The following is a 19,570-nucleotide window of genomic DNA, read 5'->3' as shown; positions in this document are numbered from 1 at the left end:
GCTGCTTGTCAGACAGATAGACTGGCCCCATGGCGATCGACAGGCCGGCGAAAGGCGCCGCGGACGTGGTGAAGGCTCCCCGAGCTCGAATGACGGGTGCACAGCGACGTCTCCAGCTCATCGAAGTGGCACGCGGCCTGTTCGCGGAGCGAGGCTTCGAAGGAACCTCGATCGAAGAGATCGCGCAGCGGGCCGGCGTCTCCAAGCCGATCGTCTACGAGCACTTCGGCGGCAAGGAAGGTCTGTACGCGGTCGTCGTCGACCGCGAGATGGACAAGCTGCTGGAGATGGTCACTGCGTCGCTCACACAGAATCGGTCCCTGTACCGCATACAGCAGGTGGCGCTCGCTCTCCTGACCTATATGGAGGAGCGGACTGACGGGTTCAAGATCCTCGTTCGTGGCGAGTCACCCGGCGGAGACGGCGACACGCGGTACTCGAGTCTCCTCAACGACGCGATAAGCCAGGTGGAGCACATACTGGCGAGCGACTTCGACCGTCGCGGGTTCGATCCCAAACTCGCTCCGCTATATGCGCAGGCCCTCGTCGGGATGGTGTCGGTGACCGCCCAGTGGTGGCTCGACGTTCGGGAGCCCGCGAAAGAAGTCGTTGCAGCCCACCTGGTGAACCTGTGTTGGAACGGTCTCACTCGACTCGACCCGGAACCCGTTCTCGTCGACTCCGAATACAAGGAGTCGACGCAGGCGACGGTTCACCCGAACTTGAACTCGTCTACCGCTGACGCATCGAACGACGGTGACTGATCGTTCCGGCGCCCCACAACAGGACCGCTAGAACTGCGGTCGAAATGATCTGACCGCGCACTGCGTCGGTCGTCAGCCCGAGTACCACGATGCCGACCAAGGCCGCGAACGTGAGCCACGACAGATACGGGTAGCCCCACATCTTCATCGGAAGTGTGGCGCCGTCCTGCTCGGCGCGGCGTCGGAGGACGATCTGTGCAACCGTGATCGCCATCCACGTGACGAGAAGCGTGGAGCCGACGAGCGACAGCAGCTTGTCGAGCACCTGGCCGCCCCAGAAGTACGTCGCGGGGACGACGAGAAACCCGACAAGCACACTCGCGAGGACAGCGACCCACGGGACACCGTTGTCTGCGGTGCGCATCGCGGTACGGGGCGCCATACGCCGCGCGCCGAGCGAGAACAACATGCGAGAGGCGCCGTACAGGTTCACATTCATCGAGGACAGCAACGCGATGACGATGACGGCCCCGATCGCCGATGCGACGGCTGGAAGGCCTGCCTGTTCCAGGACGCCGACGAACGGACCCGATTCGAGTCGCTCGTCTCCGACTGGCAGCACCAGCATGATCACGAGCACAGAGCCGATGTAGAAGATCAGGATCCGCCACACGATGGTGCGGATCGCCTTGGTGACGCTCGGGCCGGGGTCGTCTGTCTCTGCGGCCGCGATGGCGATGATCTCGATGCCGCCGAAGGCGAATGCGATCACGAGGAGCGCCGCGCTGATGCCGCCGATCCCGTTCGGCATGATCTCGCCGACATTGCTCAAGCCGGGGGAGGGTTCGGACAGCCACCCGAATAGGTACGCGGCGCCCAACGCGAGAAACACCACGATGAACAGCACCTTGATGAGTGCCAGCCAGAACTCGAGTTCACCGAAATGCGCCGCGCCGCTGAGGTTCAGGACGCTGAAGACGGTCATGAAGATCAGCGCCCAGGCCCATGTCGGCAGAACGCCGATCAGCCCGTTCAGCCCCTCGGCAGCGGCCAACGCCTCGGCGGCGACGACCACGGTCATCTGGATCCACCACAGCCAGCCCATCATGAACCCGGCGCCCGGACCGAGAGCCTTGCCCACGTAGTACGAGAACGCGCCGGGATTCGGGTCAGCTGCGGCGAGTTCACCGAGCATCCGCATCACGGACACGATGATCAGACCGATGATCGCGTACGACAGCAGAGCAGCCGGGCCTGCGAGCGTTATGCCCTGTCCTGATCCGACGAACAGTCCAGCACCGATCGCGGACCCGAGACTCATCATGATGAGGTGGCGAGGTCGAAGCCCCTTCTTCAGGTGCCCGTCGGCATCAGTGTGATCTCGCGCGGAATCGCCCATTCACTAGAGCCTAACGGGCTGTTCATACGAGACAATCAACGGATGCTCACTCTGCGCACCGCTGAACCCGCTGATTGCGAGGCGTTCGCCGAGATCTACCACCATTACGTCGAGACATCCGTCGCCACGTTCGACCACGACGCACCCGACGTCGACGAATGGCGTGCCAAACTCGCGGCGACTCTTGATGCCGGCCGACCGTTCCTGGCCGCGGAGGATCCCGACATCATGCCGGGTGTGATCGGATACGCCTACCTCGGGCCCTACCGTGGCAAGGCCGGCTGGGGATGGACTGCGGAGGACAGCATCTACCTCCGGCCCGAAGCATCCGGTCGTGGCCATGGCTCCGCACTTCTCGCTGCACTGGTCGAAGCGACCGACACATCCGTCGTTCGCACCATCATGGCCGTCATCTCCGACGAAGTCCCCGCGTCGATCAGACTGCACGAACGGGCCGGATTCGCCGAGGTCGGACGTTCCGCGGGTGTCGGGTACAAGTTCGACCGCTGGCTCGGCTGCGTCTACATGCAGCTCTCCTTGGTGGCCGGGGACACGCAGGCGTGATTGGTAGTCTCAATGGGTGATGATCAGCCCGAACACCTCTGAGTCCCCGGTGCATGCCGCGACTCATGGGGTGCTCGCGGCTGCGGCGTCGGTGATCCTCGGGGTCGCCGCGCACGTGCTCGGAGGAGGCTTCGGCGGTCACAGACCCTCCACCGCTCACGTCCTGGTGCTGATGGCGCTGGCGATCGTCGTCGGTGTCGTCCGAGCGAACCAGGTACGCATCACCGAGGAACGGCGCTCCCGCGGCCGCATCCACAACGACTGGATCGGTACGGCATCCGCTGTGGTCGGTGGCCAGATCGCCGCCCACCTCGCGCTGTCCATGCTCGGCCACGGCTCATCGGTTCTACCGGACGCACGCATGACCGCGTGGCACGCCATAGCCGTGCCCGTCGTGGTTGTCGTCCTCGTCCTCGCCGAGCGCGTGGAACGCGCCTTCGCGTCCCGGCTCGCCGACCTGACAAGGCTCGCGGCCGGAGTGACCGTAGTCGCCGAGGTCTCGTGGAAGCCGGTCTTCGTCGACCTCCCACCTAGTGTCTCGCAAGACGTGTTCTCCTCCGCGGGCATCCGTGGTCCGCCCGTGGGCCATCTCGTTTGCACTCGTTGACCCAGCACGCTCCGCACCGCTTGTTGAGCGTGCCCGCTCTGACTGTTCGTTGAGCGCCTTTCGTCTCGCAGGCTCGCTCAAGACCCGCGAAGCGAGTCGAAGCGGGCGCCTACCTTCGACGCGGACGGACAGACTTCACACAGCCATGACTAGGCGGGCATGTCACGACGCTTCGACTCGCTTCGCTCGCTCAACGAGCAGTGGGAATGTCGGCGCTCAATGAGCAGTGGGAGTGTCGGCGCTCAACACGCAGGGTGGCGCTCGCTCGACGAGCAGTGCGGGCGGCCGGCAACGAGCAGACGAGAACGGGCGATTTCATCGTGCCGGACCATGTCCGGCGCGGACACACACTTGCAGATTTCAGGAGAAACTCATGGCACGCAGCCAACTCATTCGCTCGGCCGGCATCACCGCATTCGCGGCAGTCGCCGTCGCATCCGCCGCACTTCTCGGAGCATGCGGCACCGACTCCGCCGACACCACTCGAGACGCGGACGCGATCAGCGTCTCGCAACCGTGGGTGAAGGCGGCCGACAGCGGTATGACCGCAGCATTCGGTGTGCTCGAGAACAGCACCGGATCGGACGTTCGTCTGGTGTCGGCGTCGAGCGATGTCGCCGACAGCGTCGAACCGCACGAAGTGATCGACGAAGGCGGTACCACCACCATGCGTGCGAAGGCGGGCGGCTTCGTCATTCCGGCGAACGGATCGCTGACGCTCGACCCCGGTGGGGAACACCTCATGTTCATGGGGTTGAAGAAGCCGATCCGGGCCGGCGACTCAGTTCGGGTCACCGTCCGCTTCGCCGACGGATCCACCACGAACATCGACGCGATCGCTCGCGACTTCGACGGCAACCAGGAGAATTACGCGCCGTCGGAACACAAGTGAGTCGTGTATCGCGGCGCACCCTCCTGACCGGCGGTGTTGGGCTGGCCGGACTCGGGGTCGGAGCGGCGGCGGTGGGCGCGGGGCGCGAGATGTCGGCCCCGCAACCGGAGGCGTCGACGCTGCCGTTCTACGGCCGACACCAGTCGGGGATCGTCACACCGATGCAGACGCACGCCAGCTACATCGGAATCGATCTCCTCGACAAGGCCGATCATCAAGCGCTGCATGGCATTCTGCGCATGTGGTCGCAAGACGCCGCGAACCTCACACAGGGAAAGCCGGGGTTCTCCGACACCGAGCCGGAACTCGCCACCTCACCGGCCCGGCTGTCGATGACCGTCGGCCTCGGGCCGGGCGCGTTCACCTCCGCTGCACTGGCGGCGCGTCGGCCGTCGTGGCTCGCGCCGCTGCCGGCATTCGCGATCGACCGACTGCAGGAGCAGTGGGGACAGACCGATCTGGTGGTCCTCGTCGCGTCGGACGATCCGATGTCGCTCGCGCACGCGGTCCGTGCCGTGATCGCGCCCGTTCGCAGGCGAACCCGCTTGAGGTGGGTGCAGCAGGGGTTCCACCACGGTCGGAACCTGTTCGGCCAGGTCGACGGCACCGTCCAACCCGCCGATGACAGGCACGACGACCTGGTGTGGAACGACGGCGCCGAGCAGAAGTGGTTGGCGGGCGGCACATCGCTCGTCCTGCGTCGCATCGCGATGAACATGGACACCTGGGAGGCGCTCGACCGTCGCGGCCGTGAACTGTCCACCGGACGCACGCTCGACAACGGGGCGCCTCTGACCGGTGTCGACGAGCACGACGAGCCGGTGTTCACGGCGACCCGCGGTGGTGTTCCGGTGATCCCGGAGTCGTCGCACATCGCACGAGCGCATCGAAGGTCCGATCGGGAGCAGTTCCTGCGCAGGCCGTACAGCTACGACTCGCCGCCCGACAGCGGCCTGATCTTCGCCACGTATCAGCGGGATCCGCTGGTGCAGTACGTGCCTGTTCAGCAACGCCTGTCCGACCACGACGCGCTCAACGAGTGGACGACCCCCATCGGTTCGGCGGTCTACGCGATGCTCCCCGGACCGAAGGAGTACCTCGGGGAGACGCTCTTCGCCTGAGGCGGTCGGCACGGTCGCGTGAGTCGGCGGTGTCAGAGCGGGCGAATAGAATGATCCGAGTGTCGACTTCGGAATCGTCTCTGTCCGCTCTGACTCCGCTCGCTCTGCGGGACGGCGCGTTCGCGTCGGTCCGAGAGCGGGCGGATCGAACGCGCCTGGATGTGAGCGCACCCGACGCCGTGCGGCCGTTCCTGGTGGCAGCTCTCGCCGACATCGACGCGGCTCCGGTGCTGGTTGTCACGCCCAACGGCCGGGAAGCCGACGACCTGACAGCCGAACTGAGCGAGTTGCTCCCCAGCCGGAGCAGCGTCGCACAGTTCCCGTCGTGGGAGACGTTGCCGCATGAGCGACTCTCGCCGAGCGCCGACACCGTCGGCGCGCGACTCGCGGTGCTGCACCGACTCGCGTCACCGGGGACAGACCCGCTCAAGGTGGTCGTGACGACCGTCCGGTCCCTGGTGCAACCGATGGCTCCGGGACTGGGCGGCCTCCGGGCGCTCACGCTGACAGAAGGCGTCGAGTTCGAATTCGACGTGCTCATCGAGCAACTCGTCGAGATGGCGTACGAACGTGTCGACATGGTCGGACGGCGAGGTGAGTTCGCGGTGCGCGGCGGCATCCTCGACGTGTTCCCGACAACTGCCGACTACCCGGTTCGTGTCGAGTTCTGGGGCGACGAGATCACGGAGATGCGCGCGTTCTCCGTCGCCGACCAGCGGACACAGCCGGAGATCAACGCGTCGACGGTACAGATCCATCCGTGCCGTGAGTTGGTGTTGACCGCGCAGGTGCGTGACCGCGCGGACGAGTTGGCGCAGTCCACGTCGGACGAGAGCCTGCGCGAGATGTTGACGAAGCTCGCCGTCGGTATTCCGGTGGAGGGGATGGAGGCGCTGATCCCGGCGCTCGTCGAAGGCGACATGCAACTGCTGACCGAGGTGATGCCCGAGGGGATCCGCGTGTTGGTCCTCGACCCGGAGAAGGTCCGGACACGTGCGACCGATCTCGCACGGACCGGCGAGGAGTTCCTCGAGGCGTCGTGGAACGCTGCGGCGCTCGGCGCCGACGCCCCCGTCGACGCTCGTGCGATCGACCTCACGGCCAGTGCCTATCGCGGTGTCGACGATGTCGAGTCGGCGACCCTCGCCGCAGGCCACAAGTGGTGGACGCTGAGCCCACTCGCGACAGGTTCCGGCGACGAACTCGAGCTCGACGTCGCGCCCGGCCCCGCGCCGCACGGTGACGAGAAGGAACTCGCCGCATTCATGCAGTCGTTGCGGGCACAGGTGGCCGCGGGTGGACACGCGGCCGTCGTCGCAGCCGGACGCGGGACCGCCGTCCGGTTCGTCGAACGTCTCGGTGAGGCCGAGGTGCCGGCTCGGCTCGTCGACGCCGGTGACGACGCTCCGACCGATGCGGTCGGCGTCTACCACGGGACACTGCGACGAGGCGTGGTGTTCCCGTCGGCCCAGGTCGTCATCGCGACCGAGGGCGACATCACGGGTGCGCGCGTCGCGAGTGTGAAGGACGGACGGCGGCTCCCCGCCAAGCGTCGCAACCAGGTCGATCCGCTCGCGCTGACCGCGGGCGACATGGTGGTCCACGACCAGCACGGCATCGGCAAGTTCGTCGAGATGATCGAACGCACCGTCTCCGGCGCACGTCGCGAATACCTCGTCATCGAGTACGCGCCGGGCAAGCGCGGCCAGCCGGGTGACCGGTTGTTCGTGCCGATGGAATCCCTCGACCAGTTGTCGCGCTACGTCGGTGGAGAGCAGCCGTCACTGAGCAAGCTCGGCGGTTCCGACTGGGCGAATACAAAACGTAAGGCGCGCAAGGCTGTTCGTGAGATCGCCGGAGAGCTGGTCCAGCTCTATGCGGCACGGCATGCGGCGCCGGGCTTCGCGTTCAGCCCTGACACTCCGTGGCAGCGGGAGATGGAGGACGCGTTCGACTACACCGAGACCATGGACCAGATGACGGTGATCTCCGAGGTCAAGGCCGACATGGAGAAGCCGGTGCCGATGGACCGGGTGATCGTCGGCGACGTCGGCTACGGCAAGACCGAGATCGCGGTCCGAGCGGCGTTCAAAGCCGTGCAGGACGGCAAACAAGTCGCGGTGCTGGTCCCGACGACCATTCTCGCCGGCCAGCACCTGCAGACGTTCACCGACCGCATGGCGGGCTTCCCGGTCAAGGTGAAGGGCCTGTCGCGTTTCACCGACGCCGCAGAGTCGAAAGAGATCATCAAGCAGATGGCCGAAGGCGAAGTGGACGTCGTCATCGGCACCCACCGACTCCTGCAGACGGGAGTCCGCTGGAAGGACCTCGGTCTGGTCATCGTCGACGAGGAGCAGCGATTCGGCGTGGAGCACAAGGAGCACATCAAATCGCTCCGCACCCACGTCGACGTGCTGACGATGTCGGCGACGCCGATTCCGCGAACCCTCGAGATGTCGATGGCCGGAATCCGCGAGATGTCGACGATCCTCACGCCTCCGGAGGAACGGCACCCCGTCCTCACCTACGTCGGGGCGTACTCGGCGAAACAGGTGGCCGCGTCCATCCGCCGCGAGCTGCTGCGCGACGGCCAGGTGTTCTTCGTGCACAACCGAGTGTCGACGATCGACAAGGTCGCCAAGGACATCGCGAACATGGTGCCCGAGGCGAGGGTTGTCGTCGCACACGGGCAGATGGGCGAAGACCAGCTCGAGAGCACCGTCGACGCCTTCTGGAACCGTGAATACGACGTGCTCGTCTGCACGACGATCATCGAGACCGGCCTCGACATCTCCAACGCGAACACTCTGATCGTCGACCGCGCCGAGAACTTCGGCCTCTCGCAACTGCATCAGCTGCGCGGTCGTGTGGGCCGATCGCGCGAACGCGGGTACGCGTACCTGCTGTACAGCGGGGAGAAGCCGCTCACCGAGACCGCCTACGACAGGTTGGCGACGATCGCTCAGAACAACGAGCTCGGTGCAGGCATGGCGGTCGCGCTGAAGGACCTCGAACTGCGCGGCGCGGGCAATGTGCTCGGCGCACAGCAGTCGGGCCACGTCGCCGGGGTCGGCTTCGACCTGTACGTGCGCCTGGTCGGCGAGGCCGTCGAGGCGTACCGGGCGGCGGCCGACGGCCAGGTCGTCGAGTCGCAGGAGTCGGCGGAGGTCCGCATCGATCTGCCGGTGGACGCGCACATCCCGACCGAGTACGTCGAAGCCGACAGGCTGCGCCTGGAGGCGTACCGCAAGCTGGCGTCGGCGACCAGCGACGCCGACGTCGACGAGGTCGTCGCCGAACTGAACGACCGCTACGGTCCTCCGCCGGAGGAGACATTGCGACTGGTGGCGATCGCCCGCCTCCGACTCCGGTGCCGCGAACGGGGGATCACCGAGGTGACGCTCGCCGGGCAGTCGGTCCGCGTGGCGCCGATGATCCTCCTCGACAGCCAGCAGGTGCGCCTCAAGCGCATGTACTCGTCGGCCAACTACCGGGCGACGACGCACGTTGTGACGCTTCCGATTCCGCGCACCGCGGGTGTCGGATCGGCGCGACTCCGCGACACCGAACTCGTCGACTACCTCGTCGCGTTCCTTCGCGCGATCCTGCCGGTGGAGTGACGCGTGACTGAAATCGTCCCGGAGAGCACTATCCGAGGGCGGCCTGCCCTCGGACGACGACCTCGGGGACGATTTCAGTCAGTCGAGTGATAGCCGGCCTGCGGTCAGATGCGTGGATCACGCCCGGACAGGCCGACGAGCCGCTCCAGGGCGGGCGCGTCGTCAGCGACGTCCACCCGTGGGCCGAACGCCTTGCCTTCGCCCTGGAAATCGGGTGTGAGCATGCCGGGAGCGAAGGCCAACGACGCTTCGACGCCGTCGTCAGCCGGCGACCAGCTGACGCCGGCGGCGTGCGCGAGGTCCCACCCGTGCACCTGGTATTCCCACAGGATCATCGATGCGGCCATGTCGCCGGGCATGGCGGCGTCGCCGATCTTGAGCGGATTCGACAGCGCCGCGGGAAACACTTCGGCGAGCCGTGCGGCGCAGCGCCGAACCTGGTCGGCTCCGCTGCCGTCAACGGCGACGGCCTGCGGGTCGCTGCACAGGTGATCGTCGGACGTGTAACCGTCGGTGAACGCCGTGAGCCATCCGACGATGTGAGCACGCAGCCCGGCGACGTCGAAGTCGGTGCACGGCGTCGATGCGGTCGGGGGCGTGTCGGCTGTCCGGCCGAGGAGATCGGCGAGTTGATCGAGGACGCGCAGGATCGCTGTTGAGGTTTCCATGTGTTCGACGTTACGAGCATCGTCTCCGTGCAATCCTCGACTTCCGCGAAAACGCTTGCGGTGCAAGCGCGTCTCAACGATTCTCTGCTGATCTCGCTACGTGACATCGCCAATGGCGTTCTCACACATGAACGTGCGGGTGTGAGCCGGAGTTACTTCCGGTTTTGTGCCAAGCGGGAACAAGGGTGGTCGTTGCTCCCACTTACGCGGCCGTCATGCCGACGCCGGAACTCGATTCTCCAGGGCGGCGAGCACGAGTGCGGCCTCGGCCCCGGTCGCCTGCTCCAGAGGCGGGCGAACAGTGGCGGAGGTGATGACGCCGAGTTCGACCAGAGCCAGCTTCGTGGTGACGGGAGCGGGCGCCGCGCCGTTCAGGGCGGCAGTCGTCTCGATGATCGCGGCATTGACCGACCGGGCGGAAACGAGGTCGCCCGTTCGGACGGCCGCGATGAGGCGTGCCTCGTCGGCTGCGATGACCGCGCCGACAACACTGACGATGCCGATGGCGCCCGCAGCGAGGAACGGGAGGTTGAGTTCGTCGCTGCCGCAGTAGAACTCAAGCGTCGACGTCGCCATGATCGCCATTGCACGGGGGATGTCGCCTGTCGCGTCCTTCACGGCGAGGATTCGCGGATGACCTGCGAGTTCGATGAGTGTCGCTGGCGTCATCGCCAGACCGGTGCGGTGGGGGACGTCGTACAGCATCACGGGGAGGTCGGTGGAGTCGGCGATCGCGGAACAGTGGGAGACGACCCCGGTCTGCGTCGGACGGGAGTAGTAGGGAGTGACGACGAGGAGACCGTCGGCGCCTGCGTGGGCGGCGAGGCGAGCACGGCGGACGCTCGACACCGTGTCATTCGTACCGACGCCTGCGACGATCTTCGCTCGACCGGCGGCTGCGGCCACAGCGAGCTCGATGAGACGGACGAGCTCGTCCTCACTCAGGGTGGGGGATTCACCAGTCGTGCCCGCGACGACGATGCCGTCGCAGCCGGTGTCGACGAGGTGCTTGACGAGCGAGGTGATTCCGGCGTCGTCCAGCGAGAAGTCGGAGTTCATCGGTGTCGGCATGGCCACCAGGTTGGTGCCGAATGCGCGCGCGGAGGGAGTCGTCATACCCACTATGGTCCCGGCGTCGACTGTCCAGGACAAGCGAACAGTTTTTGGCGTCAACGTTTACGATCGCTTCATGATTGACGTATCCGCTCTGCAGGCGCTCCGTGCACTGGCTGATCTGGGGACGATGAACCGTGCGGCAGACGATCTCGGTTACACGGCGTCCGCGATCTCGCAGAAGATCAAGCGCTTGGAGACGGAGGTCGGCGTCAAATTGATCGCCCCTGCGGGCCGTCGGGTGGTGCTCACTCCTGCCGGGCGTGCACTCGTGGAGACGACGCCGATGGTGGTGCAGGCGTTGGAACGGTCGATGTCGGCTGCGCGCTCGGCGGACGCCGGAGTTCCGCGTGGCAGATTTCGGATCGTGTCGTTCTCCACGGCTGTCCGCGGAATCGTCGCACCGGTGTTGGCTGAACTCGGGCGGAACTACCCCGACCTGCGGGTCGAGGTGACCGAAGCCGATCCGGTTCCGGCGGTGTACGCGGTGGAGTCCGGTGGTGCCGATCTCGCGCTGGTCCATGACGCGGACGGTGTCCCCACTCCGGTCTCCGCCGGCGTGCGGCCGTCGCTGCTGCACATCGACGTCGGAGATCTCGCCGTACCTGCCGACCATCCGCTCGCCGAGCTGGAGGGGCCCGTCGGCCTGGATTCGCTCGACGGCTGTCGGTGGGTGACGAGCCCTCCCGGAACGGTTTGTCACCAGTGGTTCCGTCGGATGTTCGCCGGTGACGGCCCAGAACCCGACGTTGTGCATTCCGTCGACGACTTCAGCACTCAGCTCGCTCTGGTCGCATCGGGAGGGGTGGTCGCGCTGATTCCGCGGTTGGCTCGTCCCGCAGTTCCCGAGGGCGTGGCGATTCTGCCGTTGCGTCACGCGCCTCGCCGCGAGGTGTACGCGGCGTGGCGGCGCAGCGCGGAGGACGATCCCGCGCTGCGCGCCGTTCTGGCCGCGCTCGGACAGTGATGCGGCTCAGGCCTTCGGCTGTGCGTGGTCGGTCGGGGTGTGGATGATGTCGACGTAAGTGGTCTTGTCGCCCTCCACCGGGTAGGTGCGGTAGGTGAACTCGGACGAGGTCAGGGTGATGATCTCGGAGTCGCGGGTGAACTTGACCGTGCCCTTGTCGTCCTTCGAGACGATGGTGCGGGTCTTGCCGTCCGCGGAGACCTTCCAGTCGCCCTGCATCTTCGGTGCGTCCTCCAAGGTGTACATCTGGAAGGTGCCGTCGGCGTTGAAGTAGGCGAACCCGACGTAGTTGGATGCCGACTTGTCGGTGAGAGGAACGTCCTTGCCGTTCTGGTCCTTGGCGCCGGTGGTCTCCCACGCGGTCGACGAGAGGATCGACGACGGGGTGACGTCCTGCGCCGACACAGACGACGTCGTCGAGTCGGCGGAGGTTGAACTGTCGTTGTTGCTGCACGCTGCGAGCGGGACTGCGATGAGGGCTGCCGCAGCGGTGCCGGCGAGGATCCGGGAGAGCTTCATGGGGTGCCTTTCAAGCGATGAGGGGACGGGAGCCGCCTCGTGACTAGGTAACTTCCACGATCCGGAACTTCTTCGGCAGCGTCAAAGACCGGTTCTCGATGGTCCTGATAGATGACGTCTATGCGCCGCGGTGTTCTGCGACGAGTTCCCGAACGATCGCGTCGAACGCTCGAGATGCGCTCGACTGGTAGTCGGAGTCGCGGCGCAACAGTGTCACGTCTCGCGTCGGGAGTTGGGGAGTCACTGGAATCCTCACTAGTTCAGGGTGATTCAGCGTGATCGCATACGGAAGCACCGTCAGGAGCGGTGCGCTCCGGACGGCTTCGATCAATGCGCTCACCGAGCTCACTTCGACGGTCACCCGCGGAGGCGCGTCGTGTGCGTCGAAGTGGGCGTCGAGCTGTCGGCGGGTCGCGAAATCGTCGGTCAGGAGTACAAGCGGGTGCCGCATCGCTGTGCGGAGCTCCAGCGTGACCGACGATGACGCGAGCGGATGGTCGGCGTTCGTGACCAGGCTGAGCGACTCGGTGTACAGGGTCGACGCGACGATTCCCGGTGCATGAGGCGCGCCGAACGCGATGCCTGCATCGATCTCGTCGAGTAGGAGGGCGGCTTCGATGGCGTCCTGCGTGGCCTCGCGGATGGTCAGTGTGAGGCCGGGGTGCGCGGCGTGGAAACGGTTGATGAGCGGTCCGACGAGGTACGCCGTGAACGTCGGCGTGATCGCCACGCGGAGATGCCCTCGGGACAGATCGACCACGTCGTCGACTGCCCGTCGTCCGGCTGCGAGATCTCGCATCGCGAGCCGTGCATGATGGGCGTACGCCTCGCCTGCGTCGGTCAGTCGGACTGTGCGGCCTGATCGGTCCACGAGGACGACACCGAGCGCCTTCTCGAGTTGGCGGACCTGATGGGACAGCGTCGGTTGGGAGATGTGGAGCGACTCCGCTGCTCGTGTGAAGCTGCCGTGGTCGGCCACGGCGAGCAGGTATCGGATGTGCCGCAACTCCATTCGTCGACGATAGTTCGTGTCGTGCGCCGTTGAAGGGCTGACCGGCGACGTTCACCGACTAGGGTCATCTACGAACTGGTAAGTCTGCGTGGAGGATTGATCATGGCCGTCGTTCTGCTCGACCCGTCGCGCCCCGACTTGGTGCCGGCGGGCGCCGTCGGGCTGCTGTCGACGACGGTCGCCGTCACCGAGGACGTACACCCGAATCTGTTGTGGCAGTTGACCGACTACGTTCTTGTCGGCGCCGACGAGCGCAAGCTGGAAACCGTCCTCACCTCCGACCCGACGCATCCGGTAGTCCGGGCCCGGATTGCGGCGGGGGAGCGTGTGGTGCAGGGCGAGGTGGTGCGCGGAGCACCGTTGATGCGGGCGGTCGATCTGATGGACCGCCTGCGCCGCACCGGGCCGTGGGAGCAGCGTCAGACGCACGACTCACTTCGCCGCTACCTGCTGGAGGAGTGCTACGAACTGCTCGACGCGATTGAGTCGGGGACCCGCGACGACCTGCGCTCCGAACTCGGCGATCTGCTTCTCCAGGTGCTGTTCCACGCGCGCATCGCGGAGGATTCGGCCGACGGCGCATTCGACATCGACGACGTGGCCCAGAGCTTTGTCGACAAGGTGTCGTATCGGACCCCCGGAGTTCTCGACGGCGAGCACGCCGACCTCGAACGGCAGATTGAGGAATGGGAGGCCGCGAAAGCCGCTGAGCGGGCGAAGGGGAGCGTTCTCGACGGCATCGTCACGACCCAGCCCGCACTCGCGCTCACGCAGAAGCTGTTCGAGCGACTCGCGGGCGCCGACTTCCCGATCGTCGCCGTCAGTCCGTCGCTCTACTCGGTGAATGTCCCGTTCCGTCGCCACGCGACCACCAGCGTGGAAGACGAGCAACGACGTCGAGCCGTCGTCTTGATGGACCTCGTGCGTGCCGCCGAGGAGGCCGCGACCGCCGACGGCGTCGCGCTCCGCGATGAGAACACCTGGCGCAAGTACCTCGGGATGGACTACGACGAGTCGCTGTTCGGCGACGACCTCACCGACACCGGCGAGATCCCCGTCGTCGTTGTCGACGAGCCCGTCGAAGACGACGTCGAGTACGAAGACGTGTCGCTCGACAAGGACCCCATCGTCGCAGGCAAAAAGCCTAAGAAGGTCAAGGACATCGCCGTCGGCGCCGTCCCGCCGGTAGTCGTCGTCGAGAAGTGGAGTGCTGCGGAGGCGGACTGATCAGCCTGCGGCAACCTTGGCTTCGTTGAAGAACTCTGCCGGCATCTCGCGGTGGAGCCTCCATATAGCTGAAATCGGACGTTCCCCCTCGTGGCTGACCAGCGTGGCGGGCCCGAGGAAGGTGTACGGATTCGGCCCGAGCTCGTTTGACGTGGTGTGGCGAATGAATATGAGGATCGTCGATGTTCCGTTGACATAGCGTTGACCGGCCGGTGAACTCAGCGATGTTCTGTTCTGGGATTCCCAATGGATGAGCGACCGGCTGATCGGGTAATCGCGGTACATGGTTGACGGCGAGAATGACTTTTCGTTCTTCTGAAGACTGATAAAGAGCGCATCAGAATTTAGGTGCTTGACGTACTTCACTCCTTCAACGAACGAACTGGGCTTAAAGTCAAACGATGCCACATCTAGGCCAGCAAGGGCTTCTTCGCGGGAGTATCGAGCGTGGACGCGTAGAGGAAGATGGGACAAAGAACCTTCCAGCGGATGTGCTTCGTGACGTGCTTCGCTGAACGCAACATCGACGACATCGAGGATGTCTCGTTGGATCGCCATATCCGCCCTCAGTGCCTGCAGCCCGGCGTCAAAAGTTACGTGACCACCCCCGTTGGGCCACACACTGAAGTGCATCATGCGAGCGAGTAGGCGGGTCTGGTCATCGAGTGTGTCGTACGACAGTCCGCTGGTAGTGAGCAATGCCCGATAAGTGTGTGCGCGCAGAGCATCGTCGACGTGGGCAAATGCTTTGATGCGTTTGAGGGTGTCTGCCTCGATCTCGCTTGGGGTGGAGCTCATCAACCCCGCGTCGCGCCGAAGTTTCGCCCACGATCCGCGATTCTTGCCGGACTTGAGGATGTCAACAAGTGTGAGGCCAGTGTCGTCGAGGTATTCGCTGAGCGGTACGTCGCCGATGGTGCGAAGTTCGGACACCATATCGGGCCAACGCATCGCTAGCTGGTTCTTGAGGTTCGAAATCACCGAAGCCTGTGTCTGCTCGTCCAGAATGATTCGACACCCCGCGGGAAGGTATGGGAATCGGTTCTTGGCGGCGGCGATGATCTTGCCGCGTGACAAGCCGGTCATCGACCGGATCCGACGGTCCCAGCGGAACTCATCCCGCTGGACTCCGACGAAGTCGAGCACGGTGAGAACGGGTTTGTCTGGCCGGCTGCGGAGCCCTCGTCCAAGTTGCTGAAGGAAAACTGTGGCGCTTTCGGTAGGGCGCAGCATGAGGATCGTGTCGACGTCCGGGATATCGAGACCTTCATTGAAGACGTCGACTGAGAAGATGACATTGACACTCCGAGTTCGAAGGTCTGCTATTGCAGTCGCACGAGCTGCTGGGTTTGTGTGGCCGTGAACGGCCACAGCGCGGATTCCTGCCGCATTGAATCGTTCGGCCATGTACTCGGCGTGGGCGATGCTGACGCAGAACCCGAGGGCACGCATGGATGATGGCGATACGATCTTGTCCGCTATCGCAGTTAGGACCATGCGTACTCGCGCGTCGTCGCCCGTGTAGAGCTTCTCGAGCTGCGCTGCGTCGTAGCTTCCTCTTGACCACGTAACACTCGACAGGTCCGTTCCATCGGCAATACCGAAGTAGTGGAACGGACAGAGGATCTGTGCGCCGAGAGCATCCCAGAGGCGGAGTTCGCTGGCGATTCGACCATCGAAGAACACTCGGACGTCTACGCCATCCGCTCGTTCGGGCGTTGCTGTGAGTCCGACGAGTTCACGAGGCTGAAGGTAGGCGAGGATCTTGCGATAGGTTGCTGCTTCGGCGTGATGGAACTCGTCGATGACGACGATGTCGAAATGGTCCGCAGGGATCTTGTTCACTCCATACGCGGTGATCGACTGAACGCTCGCGAAGACGTGGTTCCAGCGTTCCGGCCGGGCGCCATCGACCCACGTTTCGCCGAAGTTGGCATCACCGAGCACCTCCCGGAAAGTGCGGAGGCTCTGCTGGAGGATCTCCTTGCGGTGAGCCACGAATAGAAGGCGTGGCGGTAGTTTGCTGGCCTCGGCGAGGTGTTGGTAGTCGAGTGCAGCGAGCACAGTCTTGCCGGTGCCTGTTGCTGCAACGATCAGGTTCTTCGTTCGATTGTGGACACTGCGCTCTGCCCACAACTGTTCGAGCATCGCTTGCTGATACGGGTACGGCCGTACGTCTAGATTCGACAGGCTCAAGGTCGCGCGATCGGTTGTGCCTCCACCAGTCGCTGATGCGCGGAGTGCATCGTCGAGGCGGTCTCGGTGCACGTCCGGGAGGTACTCCTCGAATGCAGGGTCGTCGTTCCAGTAGGTGTTGAACGTCGACGAGAACCGATCCAGCAGGCTTGGCGTCGCGATCCGCGACAACCGGACGTTCCATTCGACACCGTCGATTAGGGCAGCGTTCGACAGGTTGGAGGACCCGATGTATGCGGTGTCGTAGCCGCTGTCGCGGTGGAACATCCAGGCTTTCGCGTGGAGTCGAGTTCGCAGTGGATCGAATTGAACGCGGACCTGGGCGCCGAAGCGTCGCACCATTCGGTCGAGCGCTTCGCGTTCGGTCGAGCCTAGGTAGGTGGTTGTGATGATCCGGAACGGCTTGTCCGCCTCCGCGAGTTGCTCGAGCTCCTTTTCCAGCAAGCGAACGCCACTCCATCGAATGAATGCGCACACTAGGTCAACTCGGTCTGCTGAGGCGATCTCTGCGGGGAGCTCGTGGCCTATCGAAGGCTCGCCGTTGCCAGCGTTCGTTAAGAGCGCAACCTCGGACAAGGGAGTCTCTGGACGGATCGCAGTGCGGTCGAGAACACCGAGCGCAGGTTCGATGAAAACCCTGGTCAATTGTTCGGCGGGGTCGACAGCGGAGTCTGCTGGCGAATCGATCGCACGGAGGATCCGGTTGGCGATGGATACGCGGTCGCTGGGCTTCGCGGAAGCGAGAGTGTGCAGCACCTTGTCGCCAACGTGACGTGCGAGGACGTGGGCCAGATCGGCTGGATCGACCTTTGCAGTCTGGTGCTGAGCATCCACTGCAGTGAGGTCTGAGCGCAGCGATTGCGTGACGAGCCGTTCGTAAATGCCTGGTTCCACGACGTCAGTGTGTCACTCGCCACCGACAGCGTGTCTGAGGCCTTGCCACTGGTGCGCGGAATCGACGATGACTTCGTTTCATATGCGAAGCGCGAGCGATCGCCGATCTGTCGGTCCGCTGAGGACCGCGTATCGATTGCATTCTTGTCTGCCTGGGCTGGCTGAGGTTAGCCCCCGCGAGTTGGCGATTGTTTGCCGAGCGCCATCGGCAGTTGGATGTTTGATGGTTCGGCGCCGCATGATGGAGGTAAGGCGAGGGGGAACGATGGCTGCGTACCGGGTGGAACTGGTCGAGACGGTCCGGAGGACGGTTGTCATCGAGGTTCCTGATGGGTTTGATCTTTTCGGCGATGGCGGGCGTGAACGTCTCCTGGATGCTGCACGCGACGTCGCGGTGGAGGTCGCGATCGAGTCGACTGATGCAGTTGTGACGGAAAGTCGTCCGCATGATCGCGTGGACTATCGCCTGTAGAAGGCCTGTTGGTTGCAGGGTTGTGCTCGGAGATGTTCTCGTGCGGATACGACATTGCAGACAGTCATATGGGCGATGCTGGAGGTGCGTGTCATTGGCGATCTGATGCTCCCATCCTCCGTTTGGTGGACGTGCAGCGCAATCTGTGGTGATGATCGAAGTACGTACCTACGTCGAAGGGACCGCGATGCCGGAGATGAGCAAGCAACAGGCCGAGGAGTTTCTGCGTGACGTTCACGTCGGCGTGCTGGCTGTGGAGCGGAAGTCGAACCCGCCGCTTGCCGTTCCGATCTGGTACGACGTGGACGAAGTCGGCGACGTCTTCGTCTGGATGGATGAGAGCTCGTTGAAGGCCAAGCTGCTGCGCAAGGCGGGGCGGGCGACGTTCACGGTGCAGAAGGAGGTCGACGGCTATGCCTACGTGAGCATCGAAGGTCGGGTGACGTTCCTTCCGCCAGACATCGCAGTGATGCAGCGGATCGCCATTCGATACCTCGGGCCCGATATCGGCGCGCAGTACGGCGAGAACAGCACGGAAGACGGAGCGACGATCGTCGTCGTCCACGCGGACCGCGTCAGGTCATTCGACTTCGCCGGCTGACGGACGGCGCACCAACTCCAGCGCCACTGACAGGCACGCGAGGGACACGAACAGCCACGCGATGGAGTTCATCGTCACCGGCCTCAGCAGGACGAGCAGCACAAGGCCGAAAGCTGTTGCCCCGCCGACGATCGCCGACCGGAATCGGTCGACGACCCGACCGAACGCGCCGGTGTCGCCGCCGTTTTGATCGAGCGCAGCGCGGACGCGGGCGAAATCCGAGCTCACGACGGTGCGGAAGGCCGTGGCGAAACGTGACGGTCCGTGAAACCATGCGGACACGGCCACGAGGGCCCCGAGAACCGCCAACACGCGCACCGTCGTTGATACAAGGACGGTCAGTTGGGCGAATACGACGTCTGCCACCGCGGCAGGCGCATAGGTGGGGCTAATCGCGTCCGCGAATGCCAGACCGGCCCAATGGATGGTGATGGCGAGCGCCACGAACAACACCGCGAAGATGGCGGCCGTGATCGACAGCGCGCGCCGGCGTCGATTCGCGACCAGCACACCGACGACCAACAGGCCGAGGGAGACCCACGGCAACCAGTAGCCTGCGACGACTGCGTCACGGTAGACCAAGCGGGCAGTCCCGAGGTCGCCGGACTGCACGAGCACAACCGGCTGCACGTGGACGTCGACCCGATCTAGGAATGTCAGTCCACGATCGATCAGGATCGACTTCAACGATTCGACGAACGGCTCGAGGCGCAGTGTCAGGTCACCGCCATCGGAAAGCTGGACGGCATGGTCGGGATCGGCATCCAGCACCGCCGTCACGTGCCGATGGCTCAACCTCAGGCTCGACTCCCAGAGCTTTGAGAATTCAGAGCTGCGAACCAGTCGCTCGGTGGTCGCGCTCATCAGCGAGCGGACGCCCGCGACGGCCGGCCCCCGCAAAGCGTCGAGGGCAGACCGCAGCGCAGGCGGTGCCCCATTGTTACTGGCTCCTGTGAAGAGGCCGCCGACCAGGCCTGGAACATCAACCTGACTC

At 64.7% G+C, this 19,570-nt stretch carries 17 protein-coding genes; 10 read left to right on the top strand and 7 right to left on the bottom strand.

Translation table 11 applies throughout. The features are described from left to right. Positions 1 to 29: 29 nt before the first annotated feature. On the top strand, positions 30 to 764 hold the full coding sequence (locus GM1_RS20075; protein WP_008381978.1) for a TetR/AcrR family transcriptional regulator: 735 nt from the start codon (positions 30 to 32) through the stop codon (positions 762 to 764). Here the strand turns inward: GM1_RS20075 and GM1_RS20070 are convergent. Then, complete coding sequence (locus GM1_RS20070) at positions 733 to 2,103, bottom strand: amino acid permease (RefSeq protein ID WP_008381976.1); 1,371 nt, start codon at positions 2,101 to 2,103, stop codon at positions 733 to 735. The two genes, GM1_RS20075 and GM1_RS20070, sit on opposite strands and share 32 nt — an antisense overlap. 42 nt (positions 2,104 to 2,145) lie before the next feature. Here GM1_RS20070 and GM1_RS20065 point away from each other — a divergent pair, with 42 nt between their 5' ends. The 5 genes from GM1_RS20065 to mfd all read left to right on the top strand — a co-directional run bounded on the left by GM1_RS20065 (position 2,146) and on the right by mfd (position 8,907). After that, positions 2,146 to 2,667 carry a GNAT family N-acetyltransferase gene (locus GM1_RS20065; RefSeq protein WP_008381973.1) on the top strand — a complete coding sequence of 174 codons (522 nt, stop codon included), beginning with the start codon at positions 2,146 to 2,148 and terminating at the stop codon, positions 2,665 to 2,667. 16 nt (positions 2,668 to 2,683) lie between these two features. After that, a complete protein-coding gene (locus tag GM1_RS20060; protein WP_008381971.1) occupies positions 2,684 to 3,274 on the top strand; it encodes a hypothetical protein in 591 nt (196 codons plus the stop codon). Positions 3,275 to 3,647: 373 nt separating this feature from the next. Further along, positions 3,648 to 4,166 carry a copper chaperone PCu(A)C gene (locus GM1_RS23045; RefSeq protein WP_008381969.1) on the top strand — a complete coding sequence of 173 codons (519 nt, stop codon included), beginning with the start codon at positions 3,648 to 3,650 and terminating at the stop codon, positions 4,164 to 4,166. Beyond that, positions 4,163 to 5,287 (top strand): Dyp-type peroxidase, encoded by a 1,125-nt coding sequence (locus tag GM1_RS20050; RefSeq protein ID WP_008381967.1) that lies wholly within the window; start codon positions 4,163 to 4,165, stop codon positions 5,285 to 5,287. Before GM1_RS23045 ends, GM1_RS20050 begins: the two co-directional genes overlap by 4 nt. Positions 5,288 to 5,346: 59 nt before the next feature. Next, on the top strand, positions 5,347 to 8,907 hold the full coding sequence (gene mfd / locus GM1_RS20045) for a transcription-repair coupling factor (protein WP_008381966.1): 3,561 nt from the start codon (positions 5,347 to 5,349) through the stop codon (positions 8,905 to 8,907). A gap of 104 nt (positions 8,908 to 9,011) precedes the next feature. Here the strand turns inward: mfd and GM1_RS20040 are convergent, their stop codons facing one another. Then, the gene (locus GM1_RS20040; RefSeq protein ID WP_008381964.1) at positions 9,012 to 9,575 is read right to left on the bottom strand and encodes a TIGR03086 family metal-binding protein; all 564 of its coding nucleotides are present in this window, start codon (positions 9,573 to 9,575) and stop codon (positions 9,012 to 9,014) included. 213 nt (positions 9,576 to 9,788) lie between these two features. Beyond that, positions 9,789 to 10,691: a 4-hydroxy-tetrahydrodipicolinate synthase gene (gene dapA, locus GM1_RS20035; protein WP_008381963.1), complete on the bottom strand. Its 903-nt coding sequence runs from the start codon at positions 10,689 to 10,691 to the stop codon at positions 9,789 to 9,791. A 73-nt stretch (positions 10,692 to 10,764) separates the two neighbouring features. On the opposite strand from dapA, the gene GM1_RS20030 reads away from it, so the two are divergent. Beyond that, complete coding sequence (locus GM1_RS20030; RefSeq protein WP_008381961.1) at positions 10,765 to 11,655, top strand: LysR family transcriptional regulator; 891 nt, start codon at positions 10,765 to 10,767, stop codon at positions 11,653 to 11,655. A gap of 6 nt (positions 11,656 to 11,661) precedes the next feature. Here GM1_RS20030 and GM1_RS20025 read toward each other — a convergent pair whose 3' ends face one another. Beyond that, positions 11,662 to 12,174, bottom strand: coding sequence for a DUF4822 domain-containing protein (locus GM1_RS20025; RefSeq protein ID WP_008381959.1), 513 nt, complete (start codon positions 12,172 to 12,174; stop codon positions 11,662 to 11,664). Between the two features lie 118 nt (positions 12,175 to 12,292). Continuing rightward, on the bottom strand, positions 12,293 to 13,186 hold the full coding sequence (gene cynR / locus GM1_RS20020; RefSeq protein ID WP_008381957.1) for a transcriptional regulator CynR: 894 nt from the start codon (positions 13,184 to 13,186) through the stop codon (positions 12,293 to 12,295). A gap of 102 nt (positions 13,187 to 13,288) precedes the next feature. On the opposite strand from cynR, the gene GM1_RS20015 reads away from it, so the two are divergent. Beyond that, positions 13,289 to 14,413 carry a nucleoside triphosphate pyrophosphohydrolase gene (locus GM1_RS20015; RefSeq protein WP_008381955.1) on the top strand — a complete coding sequence of 375 codons (1,125 nt, stop codon included), beginning with the start codon at positions 13,289 to 13,291 and terminating at the stop codon, positions 14,411 to 14,413. Here the strand turns inward: GM1_RS20015 and GM1_RS20010 are convergent, their stop codons facing one another. Continuing rightward, positions 14,414 to 17,503: a DUF3427 domain-containing protein gene (locus GM1_RS20010; RefSeq protein WP_008381953.1), complete on the bottom strand. Its 3,090-nt coding sequence runs from the start codon at positions 17,501 to 17,503 to the stop codon at positions 14,414 to 14,416. A gap of 265 nt (positions 17,504 to 17,768) precedes the next feature. Between GM1_RS20010 and GM1_RS20005 the strand changes: the two genes are divergently transcribed. Both GM1_RS20005 and GM1_RS20000 read left to right on the top strand, forming a co-directional pair. Continuing rightward, complete coding sequence (locus GM1_RS20005; protein WP_008381952.1) at positions 17,769 to 17,975, top strand: hypothetical protein; 207 nt, start codon at positions 17,769 to 17,771, stop codon at positions 17,973 to 17,975. A gap of 151 nt (positions 17,976 to 18,126) precedes the next feature. Beyond that, the gene (locus tag GM1_RS20000) at positions 18,127 to 18,576 is read left to right on the top strand and encodes a pyridoxamine 5'-phosphate oxidase family protein (protein WP_223291325.1); all 450 of its coding nucleotides are present in this window, start codon (positions 18,127 to 18,129) and stop codon (positions 18,574 to 18,576) included. On the opposite strand, the gene GM1_RS19995 is transcribed toward GM1_RS20000, so the two are convergent. Then, positions 18,556 to 19,570: hypothetical protein (locus GM1_RS19995; protein WP_008381948.1), on the bottom strand; the 1,015-nt coding region annotated here is incomplete at its 5' end. The genes GM1_RS20000 and GM1_RS19995 overlap by 21 nt on opposite strands.

It is taken from the genome of Gordonia malaquae NBRC 108250 (genome assembly GCF_000344135.1).
In the GTDB taxonomy this organism is placed as follows: Bacteria; Actinomycetota; Actinomycetes; order Mycobacteriales; family Mycobacteriaceae; genus Gordonia; species Gordonia malaquae.
This window is presented reverse-complemented; position numbering and strand designations above follow the sequence as displayed.